9 protein-coding genes are annotated in these 15788 nt (G+C 59.0%); 2 read left to right on the top strand and 7 right to left on the bottom strand.

What is annotated here, in order from left to right:
- Nucleotides 1-8: 8 nt before the first annotated feature.
- Nucleotides 9-3650 (top strand): proline dehydrogenase family protein, encoded by a 3642-nt coding sequence (locus tag dmul_RS08330; RefSeq protein WP_020875640.1) that lies wholly within the window; start codon nucleotides 9-11, stop codon nucleotides 3648-3650.
- Here dmul_RS08330 and dmul_RS08325 read toward each other — a convergent pair.
- The 6 genes from dmul_RS08325 to dmul_RS08300 all read right to left on the bottom strand — a co-directional run bounded on the left by dmul_RS08325 (nucleotide 3647) and on the right by dmul_RS08300 (nucleotide 14278).
- On the bottom strand, nucleotides 3647-5485 hold the full coding sequence (locus dmul_RS08325; protein ID WP_020875639.1) for a c-type heme family protein: 1839 nt from the start codon (nucleotides 5483-5485) through the stop codon (nucleotides 3647-3649). The two genes, dmul_RS08330 and dmul_RS08325, sit on opposite strands and share 4 nt — an antisense overlap.
- Nucleotides 5486-5549: 64 nt before the next feature.
- Nucleotides 5550-6800 carry an MFS transporter gene (locus dmul_RS08320; RefSeq protein ID WP_020875638.1) on the bottom strand — a complete coding sequence of 417 codons (1251 nt, stop codon included), beginning with the start codon at nucleotides 6798-6800 and terminating at the stop codon, nucleotides 5550-5552.
- A gap of 226 nt (nucleotides 6801-7026) precedes the next feature.
- A complete protein-coding gene (locus tag dmul_RS08315) occupies nucleotides 7027-9882 on the bottom strand; it encodes a CHAT domain-containing protein (RefSeq protein WP_159449700.1) in 2856 nt (951 codons plus the stop codon).
- 150 nt (nucleotides 9883-10032) lie between these two features.
- A complete protein-coding gene (locus dmul_RS08310; protein WP_020875636.1) occupies nucleotides 10033-11004 on the bottom strand; it encodes a hypothetical protein in 972 nt (323 codons plus the stop codon).
- A gap of 79 nt (nucleotides 11005-11083) precedes the next feature.
- Entirely contained in the window at nucleotides 11084-11437 is a 354-nt protein-coding gene (locus dmul_RS08305; RefSeq protein WP_020875635.1) for a hypothetical protein, read from the bottom strand.
- A 36-nt stretch (nucleotides 11438-11473) separates the two neighbouring features.
- Complete coding sequence (locus dmul_RS08300) at nucleotides 11474-14278, bottom strand: caspase family protein (RefSeq protein ID WP_020875634.1); 2805 nt, start codon at nucleotides 14276-14278, stop codon at nucleotides 11474-11476.
- 150 nt (nucleotides 14279-14428) lie between these two features.
- Here dmul_RS08300 and dmul_RS08295 point away from each other — a divergent pair, with 150 nt between their 5' ends.
- The gene (locus dmul_RS08295) at nucleotides 14429-15088 is read left to right on the top strand and encodes a hypothetical protein (RefSeq protein WP_020875633.1); all 660 of its coding nucleotides are present in this window, start codon (nucleotides 14429-14431) and stop codon (nucleotides 15086-15088) included.
- Here dmul_RS08295 and dmul_RS08290 read toward each other — a convergent pair whose 3' ends face one another.
- Nucleotides 15089-15787 carry a hypothetical protein gene (locus dmul_RS08290; protein WP_020875632.1) on the bottom strand — a complete coding sequence of 233 codons (699 nt, stop codon included), beginning with the start codon at nucleotides 15785-15787 and terminating at the stop codon, nucleotides 15089-15091.
- Nucleotide 15788: the final 1 nt, after the last annotated feature.

The following is a 15788-nucleotide window of genomic DNA, read 5'->3' as shown; positions in this document are numbered from 1 at the left end:
AATGGCCCATGAATACCATCGTTTCGAATCCAAGGGAATCGTCCGATTCCATGGCATCCGACCCCCTGATTCATGATGCCGTCAGGCTCGCCGCGGAATGGCAGGACAAGGCCAACAGCCGGTTGACCCTGCAGGAGAAACGGCATCAGCGGCAAATGATGCGACTGATCCGCAATCCCCTCGACAAGGTCATTCTGACCAGAATGATCGACCAGAGCTTCCGCTCCGACAACCATGCCCGTGTAGCCGACCAAGTCCGCCATGTTTTGTTGAAATACGGGGTGCCCCAATTTTTCTCCATCCCGGAAAAGACCTTGATCCGTTTGTTTCTGACAGCCGGTCGATACGCTCCGGGCACCGCAATCCCGAGGATGATCGAAAAGATCCGAAAAGACAGCGCCCGATCCGTCATTCCGGGGGAGAAGGTGATCCTGGACGCTCATCTGAAACAGCGCCGAAAAGAAGGGATTCGTATGAATCTCAACCACCTGGGCGAGGCGGTTCTGGGAGAAAGGGAGGCCGAAGGACGTCTCGCCACCTATATCCGGGATATGGAAGATCCGTCCATCGAGTACATATCGGTTAAGATCTCGACCATTTTTTCCCAGATCAACTCCCTGGCTTTCGAAAACACGGTCGCCGTTCTGAAAGCACGTCTCTCCCGACTTTTCAGAGCTGCAAAACATCACCGCTACCGCCGGGAGGACGGTGCCCTCGTCCCCAAATTCGTCAATCTCGACATGGAGGAATATCGGGATCTCGCCATCACGCTCGCGGCTTTCACACAGACGCTGGACCAGGATGAATTCAGGGACTACGAAGCCGGCATCGTGCTTCAGGCCTATCTGCCCGACGCCTTCGAAAAGCAACGGGAACTGACCCGATGGGCCCGGGAAAGGGCAGCCGGCAAAGGTGCGCCCATCAAAATCCGCATCGTCAAAGGCGCCAACATGGAGATGGAATTGGTGGAGTCGGCCATTCATAACTGGCCGCTGGCCCTTTACGACAACAAACTGGACGTCGACGCCAACTATAAGCGAATGATCGACTACGGCATGCGACCGGACAACATCACCGCCGTCCATCTGGGCATCGCCTCCCACAATCTTTTTGAACAGGCCTATGCCTATCTCCGGGCCCGGCAGTACGGTGTCAACGCCTATGTCTCCTTCGAGATGCTGGAGGGTATGGCCAACCATGTCTGGCGCGCCCTTCGGGACAGCACCGGGGAGGAGGTGCTGTTGTATGCACCGGTGGCCGCCCGGGAGGAATTCATCAACGCCATCGCCTATCTCGTTCGCCGACTGGACGAAAACACGGCGGACGAAAATTTTCTGCGGTACGCCTTCAATCTGACGTCCGGCTCGCCCGAGTGGTGCTTCCTCAAGGAGCGTTTCATCGCCTCCTGTCGACATAAGCATCGGGTCAAGTCAACGCCGAACCGGATCCAGGACCGGAATACCGAAACCTACGATACCCCTTGCGGTTCGTTTCACACGGGCGAATTCATCAACGAAGCGGATACGGACTGGTCCCTTTCCGCCAATGTCCGGTGGGCGGCACGGGTGAGGAAGCGCTGGATGAAGCGTCCGGGGGACCCTCCGGAGGAGATCCCCGTGGTCATTGGCGGTGAGGCGCTTTTCCAGGGGCGGGAGATCGTGGACTGCATCGATCCCAACCAATATGCCGAAAAGGTCATACCGGCCCGATTTGCCCTGGCGACCATAGAAGACGTCGATCGCGCCGTCGCCGTCGCCAAGGCGGACCCTGACGGCTGGCGCGCCCTCACCCATGTCGAACGGCATCGCATCCTGTCGAATGTGGCCGTCGAACTCCGGAAAGCCCGGGGAGATTTGATGGGATGCGCCGCCGCCAACACGGGAAAGATCTTCACCGAGGCTGATCCGGAGATATCCGAGGCCATCGACTTCGCAGAGTTCTACCCATGGACCGCGGGAATCTATGAAAGCCTCCCCGGCGTCACCTGTCAGGGCAAAGGCACGGCACTGGTCATCACCCCATGGAATTTTCCCGTCGCCATTCCGGCAGGCGGCATCCTGGCCTCCCTTTCCGCAGGAAACACCGTCATCTTCAAACCGGCGTCCGCGGCGGCCATGACCGCATGGCATCTCTGTCAGTGCTTCTGGCGGGCCGGCGTTTCCAGAAATACGCTGCAGTTCGTACCCTGCGACGGATCTTCGGTGGGCCCCCGACTCACCGGCAGTCCCGACATCGACTTCATCATTCTAACCGGCGGCACCGACACCGGCATGAAGATCCTGAAAAACCGCTCCGACGCGCTCCTGGCAGCCGAAACCGGAGGGAAAAACGCCACCATCGTCACGGCTATGTCCGACCGGGATCAGGCCATCAAAAACATCCTTCACTCCGCTTTCAGCAACAGCGGCCAGAAGTGTTCGGCCACCTCTCTCGTCATTCTCGAGAAGGAGGTTTTCGAAGATCCCCACTTCAAACGACAGATGGTGGACGCGGCGGAAAGTTATGCGACAGGTTCGGCCTGGCGGTTCCGGAACCGGATGGGGCCCCTGATTCACCCGCCAAAAGGCGATCTTGAGCGTGCCCTCACCCAGCTGGAGCCGGGTGAGGAATGGGCGCTGAAGCCCCGGAACATCGATGGTAATCCCTACCTCTGGACGCCCGGGATAAAATGGAACGTTCAGGCCGGTTCCTATACCCATATGACCGAGTTCTTCGGCCCGGTCATCGGGGTGATGAAAGCCGACAGCCTGGAGACCGCCATCAAATGGGTGAATGAGACCGGATACGGGCTCACCTCCGGTCTTGAAAGCATAGATGAACGGGAGCAGCGTCTTTGGAAAGGGAAGATCGAGGCCGGAAACCTGTACATCAACCGGGTGACCACCGGCGCTGTCGTCCTTCGCCAACCCTTCGGCGGAATGGGAAAATCCGCCCTCGGTGCGGGCATCAAAGCCGGCAGCCCCAATTATGTCTCTCAGTTCATGGATTTCGAGGAGGTCGGCTTCCCCCGGACGGGCGCCATTCAAAAAGAATACCGCCTTCTCCGGATCGCTCAGGAATGGCGTCGAAAGACGGCCTGGGGCCAGATGCCCGACCATCGGGATGATATCGAACGGACCGTCCGGGCAATCCACAGTTATATTTACAACGTCGAACAGGAATTCTCTCAGACCAAGGACTATTTCAAAATCCGCGGAGAAGACAATGTGCTGCGCTACCGCCCCGTCGACACGGTGATCGTGAGGGTGGACGCCCGAGACACACTCTTCGAGGTATTGGCCCGGATCGCGGGGGCGGCCGTCGCCGGATGCCGGGTCATCGTCGGTCTCCCCAGGGATCTCGACAGCCCGGTGACCGGTTTTCTCGCAGGTGGAAACGGCCGGTATTTCCTGGGCGGCATTCCCGTCGTCCGCCATTCGGATCAGGATCTGATAGACATTCTGAATGACGTGGATCGTATCCGGTATGCGGCACCGGACCGTGTTCCCAAGGCTGTTTTCGAAGCAGCAGCCGAACATGGTTTCTACATCTCCCGGAATCGGGTCCTGATGGAAGGACGCATCGAGATGCTCAATTATTTCCAGGAGCAGACCGTCTCCCACAGCTACCACCGGTACGGCAACCTTGGAGACCGCGCCATTCCGGACTAAGGTACTTCTCCGCACGCTCTGTCCAGCGGCGCGGCAAAAACAAGCCGCATGCCCTTGCCGTCGTCGCTGGACTTGTGCAGGGTTCTGCCCAGCATGCGAACCCGCTCCTCCATGGCAATCAGGCCAAGCCCCTTGCCCGAACAGCGTCGATTCCTGAAGACCTGGGGACGAAACCCTCGGCCGTTGTCCGCGATGGAGATTGTCATCTCGCCGTCCTCAAGGACCACCGTCACTGTCACCCGAGTCGCTTCGGCGTGTTTACGGATGTTGGTGAAGGCCTCTTGAAAGATGCGGTAGACAATGACCTCGGTTTCCGGCCGGAAGCAGTGGTCCATATCCGCCATCTCCAGAGAGACGTCAATGCCGGTCTGGGCGGAAAAATCCTCGATCATCCGTCGGATGGCAGCCGAAAGCCCCAAGTCTTCCAGAAGGGCCGGACTCAGTCCCTGCGACAGTCGACGCGTATTTTCGATAATGTCGATGATATGCAAATGGGTCTTGCGGCAAGCCTCCCGGAGACCTGTCTGGTCGGCCGACAAGCCCTCCTCGATGCATTTCACCTCGATGGTCAGCACCGCCAGGTCCTGGGCCAGTTCATCGTGCAGGGCATAGGCGATGCGTCGCCGTTCTTTCTCCTGAGCCGCCAGAAGTCCCGATGACAGTAAGCGAAGATTCTCTTCCGACCTTCTGAGGGCATCCTCCGCCGCTACCTGTTTGGAGATGTCCTCGTAGGTCAGGAGCTGGCGTCCGTCTTTCAGGGGGACATTCCTGAAACGGATGACGCGATCCCGTCCGTCATTTCCCCGGACCGTGAAGGTTTTCGGGTCGATTTCCGGGGCGTCCCCCATCGGCCGGCAGGTATCCGCCGTCCAGATCTTCCGTACCGTATCCCGATAACCGGGATTGGGGTAGGCCTTTTCAAACCAGGCCGTCTTGTCCGGAATATCCGCCAGGGTATAGCCAAAGGTTTCGATGAACTTGGGATTGAAATATTCGAACCGTTGATCCGGCCGCATGATGGACAGACCGAAGGGGGCGTTTTCCACCAGGACTCGAGATCTCTCCTCACTTTCTCTCAGTGCTCCCTCTATCGCTTTTCGTTGTCGTATCTGCCGCCGGAGACGGCTCGCAGCCAGACCAATCCCACCGCAACCGAAAAGCCACAGCAGCACGTGACCGAAAATCAGAGCGACACGATAAGGCTTCAGAGCGGCGCGAAGCGGTGCCATGGCGATGGAAACGCTGATACCGCCGCGAATGTCGCCTTCCTTATAGCCCTCCTTCTCGTGACATTTGAGACAGCTTCGCTCGGTGACGAGGGGCCGCATCAGACGCATGTATTCCGTGCCGTCAATAGTGGCGATCCCGCTGGCTTCCTGCCCTTCGATCCTGAATCCCCGAAGGGCGGCGGCTTCCCAGGCGTCCGGCGCGTTCTCAGGGCGAATCGGTTTAAGGCTCGAAATCCGCCCCCTGATGTCGGTCGAGGCCCTTTCAAGATCATAAATCATTCGCAGCATATAAGCCGGATTGATCAGCGCCAGTCGACGGCCCGAAATCGTCATGATCTCGCGTTCCTCGGCGCTGAGATAGGGATTGGGCGTGGCGTGTCTCCCCACGAAGACGAAGACGCCGCCGTGAAGGGAATTCCAGCGTCTGTAAAGGATGTCTTTCTGATAGGCGGTCCGGGCCTGAATTCGAGCGTTCTCCTGGACGTTCAGTTCCGAATGAATCCAGTTCCATGTCAGTGACAGGAATACGATCAGACTCCAGAAGATCGCCATTGCCCATATATAGCGATTCAGTTGAACGAACATCAATCTTTCAGGATGATTCATGATCCTCCTGGATGTGGGAGAGGTCCATAGCCGCGGAAGATCCCGCGGAGAAGTGATCCTGGGCTCATAATCCTTTCGAATCGATCTCTGCCCGGGGATCCAGTTGCACCGCCATCGGGGAGGTGCTCTCCATGGCCAGAAAGCCCACCTGATCCGCCACCGGAACGATTTCGACCTTTTCGATACGCCGCAACACCCATGTTACGACGGCGTAGATGCCGGCGATCATAGCGATATATCCCATGAACCCGTATGGGCTTTCAGCCCATGTCATCACCGTCGACGCCCCCACGGGGCCGACTGCGGCACCAATGCCGTAAGAAAAAAGCAGACATGAGCTGACCGGCACAATGTCTTTCCGCTCAAAAAGATCATGGGCCCGCGCCACGGCCACCGGGTAAACCGCGAAAATCAACCCTCCGAACATCGCCATTACCCCGATCATCAGCCAGTAGGTGATTTCCGCCACGACAATCACCAGAAGCGCGGCACCGGCCACCATCACCCCCAGCAGAGGCAGCACCAGGGTCCGGTCAAAGCGGTCGGAAATGATTCCGACAGGCCACTGAAACGCCAGCCCGCCCAGAATGGTCGCCGTCATGAAGGCCGACAATTCGGAAACCGTCAGATGGATCTGGTGTCCAAAAACCGGCCCCATCGCGTAGAAAGCACTGTTGATCATTCCCGCCGACAAGGATCCCAGCATGCCGATGGGCGCCCTTTTAAAATAGGGCAGAATTCGATAGTGTTGCGCCGAAGGCAATTCGGGGTGAATCGCGTGGGTGGCGGCCACCGGCACCAGGCTGAATGTGACGAGGAAACCCACGAGGAAAAAAAGCTCCTGAGTTGCCACATTTCCCATGTTAAGGAGTTGCTGACCGACGGCCATACCCAGATAACTCATAATCATGTACACCGAAAAAATTCGTCCCCGGGTCCGGGGTTCGGTGCATTCATTGAGCCAGCTTTCGATGACCATGTAAAGCCCGATGATGGAGATGCCGGTCAGGAGTCGCAGGAGGGCCCACAAGGCCGCCGAAACAAATAATCCGTGAAGCATGACCATCCCCGTCGTCACGGCGGCGAAAACGGCAAAGGCGCGGATGTGCCCGACCCGTTCGATCAATCGATGGCCCTGGACGGATCCCAGGATCAGTCCGACAAAATAGCAGGCCATGATACCGCCGATGGTCTGGGGGGCAAAGCCTGCCAATGTCAGTTTGAGGCTCAGAAGGGTATTGAGCAGGCCGACGCCGGCCATCAGGATCAGAACGGCGGCGAAAAGAGCGGTAAAGGGTACGAAGGTTGACACCATATACCATATTCATTCAACGTCGATTGATCACTCAACTTTCGGTATTCAGTCGAAAGTTGAATGATCAATTAAAATCGTGAGCGCCGACCGCTGGAAACAGCGTCCCTCATCCGTCATCTCCTTCAGGGGGCCGACCGGAAGGCGCACCTTGACGGAAACCTGCGGTGCATAAGGATTGGCATATCACAGGGGGAATTCAATTGACAACGATGAAATTGCCGTGGCGCTAGAGATAATTTCCCATCAGAATAAAGGGCGCCCAATAGAACGGATGCGCATAGGGCGCCTCGGGCGGTGGTGTAAACTCCCCTTGGTCGTTGACCGGTTTGACGCCGCGGGGTTCATCTTCATGAATGTCCGTTTCATCCTTGCCCGACAGGAATCTGCGCTGCACTTCCCGCAGGGCTTCCGCCTTACTCAGGCGGTGTTCGGTTCGAAGTTGATAGAACAGCGCCATGAAGGTTCCGGTGCTGGCATCCGCAACAGGCCAAAGGGTCGCCAGTATCGCCCCTGCGCCGCGCGTCTGGGCAAGAGCGGCGAAACTTTCGATCTCCCTGCCCCGGGCGTCCTGCCCACCGACGGCGGTTTCACAGGCGGACAGCGTCAGCAGATCGATGAATCTGAAGGGATATCTCCGGCTGTCCAGCTCCGAAAGGGTGAGCCGGCTTCCGTCCCCCAGGAGAATGAACGAGTCTTCCGCAGTCCCGGGACGGAATGAAAAATGACTCGCAAGATGAACGAGCGGATATCCCTTTCCCAGCATCTCCGCCAGACCGGTCGCGGTAAAATCCTGGTTAAGCAGAATCTTGCCCGGTACAACCCCCATGAGGTCGTTCTCGTCCTCTTCCCTGACGATTGCGTCCAGCTCTTCCTTGACCGCCGGCAGGCTGCCGAACCCTTCGGCCGCTTCGCTCATCCCCAATCCCGCGATGCGCAGGCCTTGTGTCCTCACTTCCCCGAAAAGCCTTTTGGCGGCCGGCGTAAACAGGACAAGGTTATAGCGCTCCGTCAGGTAGCGTTCCCCGTCAAACAGAGCTGAGAAAGGCAGATACCGCAGGGTGCCGTCCAGGGAGATCATAAGGGTTTCAGCCTCAAGCCTGATGAGGTCCTGCTCGATAGGCGCCATCAGAAGATCGTAGAGCGCCCCGGCCGGAGGCCGGGGATCCCGGTCCGGGCGTATCAGCGTCTCCCTGAAATTGAACACCAATCGATTGAGGTCGGCTTCGGTCATGGGGATCCGGTAGGGAATCTGGATTGCAGGGGCCGTAAGCAGAATGCTGATGTTATCCTCCAGGACGAGAAAGGTCACGATGACGGTGCGCAACGGAAACCTGCCCAGGTCTCCCTGCAGAGACTCCAGGGCATCCAGTGTCTTTTGGCCGAATTCCACTTTGTCGCTGTAGGTCGATTCCAGTTCCTGCAGGTAGGCTTCAAAGGCTGCATGAATCTCATCCGCCCTGTCATACAACTGAAAAAGACGCTCACGCTCCGTTTCCGATAGTTCGCGCCCCTGCTGCTCCATCTCCAGCCCCTCGATCTCATGGCCGACCTTGCCCAACTCTCCTTCGAATGCCGCGATCTTCCGGATCCAGTGCTGCTCGGTTAAGGTCGTGACGACGTCATCGACCGACGGACCATCCGGCCCCCGGATGTCGAGAAAATGCCAATATTCCTCCTCCTTGAGCAGTGAGATGACCTGCTGGGCCTCCAGCAAACGGCCTTCCCGGATCAGAAGATCGGCGACACGGCGGTAGACGTGCGTCTTGTCCTCGAGGTAGGAGAGGCGCAGCGGCTTTTCCATGACGGCCAAACGGGAGCGGGTGTCCTGGATCGAATGCAGCGCTTTTTTGCCGTAGAGTATCGCCGGCTCGGGCATGGAGAGCGCTTCGTAAACGTAGCTCAGTCCGTCATAGGCCCGCCACGTCAACTCGGGCCGATCGATCCGGTTGTTGAGCAAAACCGCCTTCATGTAGAAGAATTTGGCCTCCGGATAACGCCCCCGGCGGCTGTAAAGCAGTGCCAGATTCTGATAAGAGGCGCTCTGCCCGGCCAAATCGCCGATGCGTTTCTTGATCTCGAGCGATCTCTCGAGATAGTCTTCAGCCGAATCCAGTTTTCTCAGATGCCAGTAAGTTTCGCCGATATTGTTGAGGGCGCGTGCTTCACCGGCAGGATCGGCCGTCTCCCGTTTGATCTCAAGGGAGCGCCGGTAATACCGGAGGGCCTTGCGCGGCTGGTTCAGGCGGCGGTAGAGAGAGCCGATGTTGTTGAGGTGGTTGGCCGCCCGCTGCCGATCCCCGATCTTCTCCGCAATGTCCAGGGCCGCCTCACAGTGCTGAAGGGCCTGATCGAACCGGTTCAGCTTGCTGTATGAGATGCAGATATTCCCCAAAACCTTGCCTTCCCCGGCCCGGTCTCCAAGCTTTCGGCGGAGGGCAAGGGATGCCTGATGGTGTTTCAGGGCCTCTGGATACTCGGCCCTGGCATCGAACAAAAGGCCCAGGTTGTTGAGGCTTCTGGCCTCGCTCGTCTCATCCCCATAAGCCCGTGCCAGATCGATGGCATCCTCATAAAGGGGCAGTGCTGCTTCGAGCTCCCCCTGGTCCTGCAGGAGCGCTGCGATATTTCGGATGCTCTCGCTTTCAAGATGGGGGTTTTTCACCCGGCGGGCGATCTCAAGGGCGTCGTCAAAGCACGGCCTTGCCGCGGCATAACGTGCCGTCCGTCGATAGGCCAACCCTTTCTGGATCAGGGCCTGAGATCGGATGGCCGGATCTCCCCCCTCCCCCAAAAGGTCGAGGGCTTCAGACGCTTGCGCTAAGGCCGCTTTATACAGCCCTATGCCTTCGCTGGCCTCGGAGAGGTTCACCAGGAACCGCGCGGCGTCGGTGTTGCGCCCGCCTTTTCCAGCCGCGTCCAGCCCTTTCCGCCAGGCTGCCGCCGCCTGGCGATAGTCCCCCTTGCTATAGGCTTGCTGCCCACGGCGGCTGTGCATGTCGATGATCCCGTCCATCGACACCCATTTCGGTATTCGGCAGCACCCACTCAACAGAAGGGCCCCAACCAGCACCGAACGTACCATAAGAATAGCCGTATACTTGCGGCCAGGCCGAGATGGATCTGTATCCATTATCTTCATTCAGTTCTCTGAAATGCCGGCACCGTCGGCATCAATATATGAGCGGCTGAAGCCCAGCGGTTACCAAGGTGTCGCGCCGCACATCTCTTTGCATCACCGAAGATTCGGTTCCGGAGGGGTCACCCCATAGGGTTTTATCGGAACTGCCGGGCTCCTTTTCAGAGGGGTTGCCATTTTCGGTTTTATCGGAACCGTCGGGATCGTTTTCACCTTTGTATCGGTGTCGGGGATTTGCGAATCAACGCCGGGCTTTGTGTCCGTGTCTGGAGGATCAAGACGATCCCTCGATCTTGGATTGTCGAATAGTTTCCATGCATCTCTGAATATTCTGTTCAGCAAATCCGGCTCTGAAACGACAGGAGGGGGCTTACTATCCCGGGGGCTTTGGTACAGATCTCTCAAACGCTGGAAATTTTCCCGCCATCGGGTGATCGCTTCGACCTCTTCCGGGGTGACGCTGCGCGGTGGGCTGATCCGGGTGCGCGACAGCGCCGCCTGGTGGTAACCCGACACCGGCACCCGCCGGGAAGGATCGGCATGGCGCCAGACCCAGGCCTCGCCGTTGATGACGGTGAAGATGGTCACGCCTTTGTCCCGGACGTCGACATGGTAGGATGCCGGCCATCCTCCCATCTCCATGCCGCCCTGATCCGTCACCACCATGTGTCCGCACCGATCGGTGCTGCCATAGATCCGCCCGCGGCGGAATTCACGGATGTCGAGCCCGCATTCCATCCCGCCGGATTGAAAAAATTCGATAATGGCGGCGCCGGCGGGACCGGTGCTGACGTGAGCGCCGTTCCGGATGTAGCTGTCCCGGACAAGCCTCCTGCCGTCAAGCCAAACCGCTTTGCCGGCCACCATGATCCGACCGATGGCGCCCTGGCGATAACGAAAAAAAAAACGGGGATCGGTGTTCTGATCCATCTCGACAACACCGGACGAGGGGCCGCCGAATTCACCGTCCGACTGCGGAAAGGGAGGGCATCCGGCCAGCAGTGCGACCATCAGCAGCTGTCCCCAAAAAAAGCCAAAATTTTTAACATCAAGTCGCAGCGCCTTCATATCTTTCTCCTTTCCGGCAGTCCAGGCAGACAGCCAGCGTTCTCTATACACAAAGAGCAATAGAGGCGTCTGGAATCAACTAGTTACGGAACCACTCCTGGAAAAACCGGCCAGTGTCGGGTGGCACCTCTCTCTCGATTATCGCTGGGTCCGAACCGGGTTCGTTGCTGTATTGAATCGCCATCCCTGCCGTGTTGATGCCGATGGCAACGGCATAGATCGTCAGGGAATTGATGATGTAATACACAATTCGCTGATAGACGGAGACCGACTTGTCCGCCAGAACAGCGAGTCCCAGCAGAAGGCTGATGACAAGGCCTGTCCAGTTCCCCGGCAGCCCAAACTGGCTGACCAGTGTCCCCGTGATCATGGTGGTGACACCACCTGCAACACCTGGGGTCATCATCGCTCTTGACTTCAGGAATTCGTCCATCCGGCACCTCGCCTGGCGCGTTGGAGCCAATATCGGCTACCGCCCGCAGTTTCGTTCAGCATTGCAGATATCCGTCAGGGGTCGTGAGCCCGGCCGGCCGCGGAAGCGCACTCCCTCCCCGGCAATCCGCCGGTGTCGCCAGCAGGCTTTGAGTTTCATGGAGCCTCGATCCCACCGCTCCCAGTCCGGCTTGAATTTGATCTTCTGGTACTCCACGCCGGTGTCCGGCTCGACAGGCAGGTTGCGGGAGTTGCCGTCCCAGCCGTGGGATCCCCACGCAATACGCTTTTCCGGATCGATGACCATAACCGCGTGGCCGTCGCCCCGGGTCTCGTCCCGATAGACCAGGATGTCTCCGATCTCGAGGTCTGGGTCGCCGGCGCAGCTGTCGAAATCGTCGTCCATGATACTGTCGTCGCCGACCATCATGGCCGTGGTCAGGTACCTATCCTCCCGGTTGTAAGGTATTCCTGAGCGCGTGAAAGCGAACCAGACGGCCCTGGAGCAGTCGATGCCGCGCTTCAGGTTCGCCTCGTCCGAAGGCTGGGTCCAGTCGTGCTGCCTGTAGGAATAGCCGTCCCGGGCCGAAGCGTTCGCAAGGCGATCCGCCGTTTTCAGGACTTTGTAGAGCGCGGTCATTTCATCGGCAGGGAGGTAAGGCCGGATGTCGAAATCAGCGATGGTGTACTCGCGCCAGTTGATGGTCCTGGTTCCGCGGTCCGTCTCGGCAAAGCGATTGTTGGCCTCCACGTGCAAAGTGATGGTGCTGAGGGTCCAGGTCGTCGTTTCAGCCGATTCCGCCGAGACGACACCGACCCCTCGTGTCCCGGGTTGGAAATAGCGGTCAAGAGCCCGGGCAAGCCCGCTCATTCCAGGGCCCCGGCCGGCGGCCGTCTCGGTGAACTGCCCCCAGGAGACGGGGTTGCTCTCCCATGTGCCGAAAACCATGATGCGGTCCCGGACATCCAGCGGCGGCAAACCGATGAAGGTCTCGCCGGTGGCGTTGAAAACGGTGCTTTCGCCGGGCTGGAGTCGGACCTTACGGTCATCCCGGGGCAACGCGAAAATGCCGCCGTCCGTCGACAGGATCAGTGCGCCGATCAAAAGCGGAACAGGGGATGCCTTCGAAAGGGTGACCTTGACGTTCCAGGCCTGGCACAGGGGAATCATCTGGTGATCACCCGGCGCTGCCTGCCGCCATATGCCGTCGGCGCATTTGTTCTGCCTGGCAGAGGGCGCGGGTACCAGGGAAACCGCAAGGGTCCGGTTGTCGACAAAATCGCTGCCGCCCTCTCCCCGCAGATGCAGCAGCGCCTTTTGACGGGCGTGCTGCCACAGGCTTTTGGGAATCTCATCCGGATTCCGGTAAAAATTTCTCGGGCGGTTCTCGGGTCCTCGCAAGACCAGTCGGCCTTCGTCAATCATGCCCAACTCGAAGTCCCCCGCCCCTTCCACCAGTTGGACGAGCATACGGGTTTCGGGATTCTCAGCGACAAGCGCCCTGATCTTCAGGGCGATTTCCGAGGGGATCCCCCCAACCTCGCTACCGGGCTTCAACCGAACCTTCAGCGTCGTGTAGTCATCCGCAGGTCGAACCAGAACGGCAAGGTCACCCGGCGCAACTGCGCCGAGGCTCTCCGCGGTGGCCGAGACAAGGGCGCTGGCGTTCAAACCGGTCATTTCCGTCACCACGACGGTCGCCTTGGCTTTGCCCGGATCGCGGGTGTCGGCGCCTTCAACACGGCCGTCATAGATGCGCATCTCAGCCCCCTTACCGATACCGGGCAAGGGCGGACCGGTCAGCGTGAGGGGCGGACCGATCGCCGACACCTCCCAGGCGACCGGATGCGTCCGTCCCGTATTGCCCAGGGCCTTTTGGGTCAGATCTCCTTGGAAGTAGGGAATCTGGGGGCTTTCCGCCGCCACCAGAGCGGGGACCTGACGGGCGATCTGAGCGTATGTCATGGGTTGATCCCCCACCCCGGACATAACCTGGAGCAGGGCGTCGGTGAAAATGCCCTTGCCGTTTTTCTCCAAAGCCGGATTGCTGTCCGTCGCGGCGGAAAAAACGACAAGCCCCGGCATGGCTTCCGTCGTCCACCCCTCACTGCCGTCGCCGCCCTCTCCCTCGGCTGCCGGATTTTTCAGGTCTTCCGGCATAGGGGTAAAAAAACGTGCGAGCGTGGTTCCTTTATCCGGCGCCCGGGTCGCCGTGCCGGAATTGCAGGCATCGAGAATGACGGTGATGTTCCTGGTTTTCCGGTACAGCCGCGCCAGCATCTGGTTCATCTCGTCGTCCAGCATGTCTCCAATGCCGTCAGTCCGTGCGTCGTGGAAGAGGAAGGTCTCATCCCATTCGTCGGGTTCGTCCCCGTTTTTATCGCGGGCCTGGGATCCGTGACCCGCATAGAAAACAACGGCCACATCGTTTTCTCTCGCCCGAGAGACGAGCATGGTGTCAAATGCCGCCCTGAACCCCGCCGTCGTCGCTTTTTCATCAAGGAGCATGCAGACGTTTTCCCTGGGAAAGCCGTAGCCGTTCTTCCCGGTCAACATGTCGTAAAACCGTCTGGCATCATTGGGAGGCCCCGGAAGGTCGGGAATTCTGTCGTTCCTGTATTCACCGACCCCGACAATGAGGGCGAGGCGCCGCCGGCCGTCGATTTCAACAACATCGGCGCCACCGCAGAGGATGCCCGGAGCATTGGGATTCCGCGCAGTCAAACCGCCGTTTTTCCCGGCGTCAATATGGCCGCATGCGCCGAAAAATATCAGAAAAGCGACCGTCAGACCCGACAGAAAGGCTTGACGCCCACGCTTTTGGTACAGATATTCTATCATTGCAACCTCCCGTCGGATGCGAAAAAACGTCCTTTCGCTCTCCGCTCCGTTATGGTACGGGTAAGATATTCAGATATATCCAATGCTCTTGCCCGCCATTACGATATCAGCTTGACATATCCATCACGGACATCGACAAAGGAACAGGCTATGCTTGACGAACTGAGAAAACCATTTTTCATCGCCGCCGTTGTCGCCATCTTCCTGGTCGTTCTGGTGGAGTTGGGGTCGGGATTCACCGTCAGCGGCATCTTCTACCTCGGCATCCTGGATTCCCTGGTGCTGTTCACGATTCTTCTGGTAGGCGCCCCCCTGGTCATCACCCACCGTTTCCACGGCCGCATTCAGGGCGTCGTCACCTTCCTCTTTTCGTTCCTCATGTTCATCGGATCCGTCGCCATGGTTTTCGCCGCGCTGGGTTTGCTGCTTCTGATGGTTTCCCTCCTGATGGCCATCCCCTTTGGACCGATTGTTTATCTCAAGGAATACGGACGGTTCGACAGAACCGCAGCCGCGGCGACGCTGAGTCTCGCCATGGCGCTCAAGCTCGGCTTCTCGGTGTTGATGATGCTGGCCCACCAGCGATTTCTGGAGAACAAGGGGCTCGTGCTGATCGTCCTGACATCCTTCATCGGCACCATCCTCCTGGGCTTCCTGCACGGGCTCTTTCCCCGCTTTCTGGCCAGCATCACCGACGACATCGGCGCCATCGTCATTGCGGTGTTGACCTTGATCTGGGCGCTCTTCTATCTTGTCGGGGCGATTCCCGCCATCCTGAAGGCACTCCGGGTGGACAAATCGGTGACCTGATCACTCGATGCCGACGACGGCCGGTGTCGTCGGGGTGCAGCCGTCACAGGCCAGACGGATAATGCCGCCGTCATCGAGCACCACGAGATCGGCAGTGTCGACGACCTCGCACACCTGGACCTTGCCGCCGCCGCAACCCGCGGTTACCGTCTTGCCTTTGGGAAAATAGGAGACCTCCAGTTCGGGGCGACCTTGAACGGCGATATCGGCACCGACGTGGGTGGGGAACTTGAACCGGTCCGACACCTTCAACAGTTTCTTGGGGGTTACGCGGACCCCCGGTCCCCGGGCGGCGGCGCCCGATGTTTCACAGCGGCAGACTTGCAGGCTCAACCCGGCCCTTTCGGCCCTCAGCACCGCTTTCTCGAAATCGGTCCAGTCCCAGAACCCCTTGTCCCGTTTCGATATTCGGACCAGGCAGGGGGTGTCCCCCGTCAGCCGGAACGTCTTCTGTCCACTTCGGCACGGCGCGGGCGGCGTGAGCCGTTTGACGTCCAGTGCCGGGCTGAGAAAATCGAGGGACCGGCCCAGCGAACCGACCCATTGATCCATGAGCCCCCTCGCCGCCTCGACGGCCTCATCCTCGGTCATGTCCTGCTCCCCGTCCTTCGAACCCGTCAGGTACGGCGTTCCGACGCCGGCAACGAAAGCCGCCGCCAGCAGCACCAGAATGACGATGACAATCTTATTGGATCTCATG

The sequence above is a fragment of the Desulfococcus multivorans genome, from assembly GCF_001854245.1.
Classification (GTDB): Bacteria; Desulfobacterota; Desulfobacteria; order Desulfobacterales; family Desulfococcaceae; genus Desulfococcus; species Desulfococcus multivorans.
This window is presented reverse-complemented; position numbering and strand designations above follow the sequence as displayed.

Coding starts and splice junctions, on each gene's coding strand:
- dmul_RS08330 (WP_020875640.1), top strand. CDS start 9: ATGAATACCATCGTTTCGAATCCAAGGGAATCGTCCGATTCCATGGCA.
- dmul_RS08325 (WP_020875639.1), bottom strand. CDS start 5,485: ATGAATCATCCTGAAAGATTGATGTTCGTTCAACTGAATCGCTATATA.
- dmul_RS08320 (WP_020875638.1), bottom strand. CDS start 6,800: ATGGTGTCAACCTTCGTACCCTTTACCGCTCTTTTCGCCGCCGTTCTG.
- dmul_RS08315 (WP_159449700.1), bottom strand. CDS start 9,882: ATGGTACGTTCGGTGCTGGTTGGGGCCCTTCTGTTGAGTGGGTGCTGC.
- dmul_RS08310 (WP_020875636.1), bottom strand. CDS start 11,004: ATGAAGGCGCTGCGACTTGATGTTAAAAATTTTGGCTTTTTTTGGGGA.
- dmul_RS08305 (WP_020875635.1), bottom strand. CDS start 11,437: ATGGACGAATTCCTGAAGTCAAGAGCGATGATGACCCCAGGTGTTGCA.
- dmul_RS08300 (WP_020875634.1), bottom strand. CDS start 14,278: ATGATAGAATATCTGTACCAAAAGCGTGGGCGTCAAGCCTTTCTGTCG.
- dmul_RS08295 (WP_020875633.1), top strand. CDS start 14,429: ATGCTTGACGAACTGAGAAAACCATTTTTCATCGCCGCCGTTGTCGCC.
- dmul_RS08290 (WP_020875632.1), bottom strand. CDS start 15,787: ATGAGATCCAATAAGATTGTCATCGTCATTCTGGTGCTGCTGGCGGCG.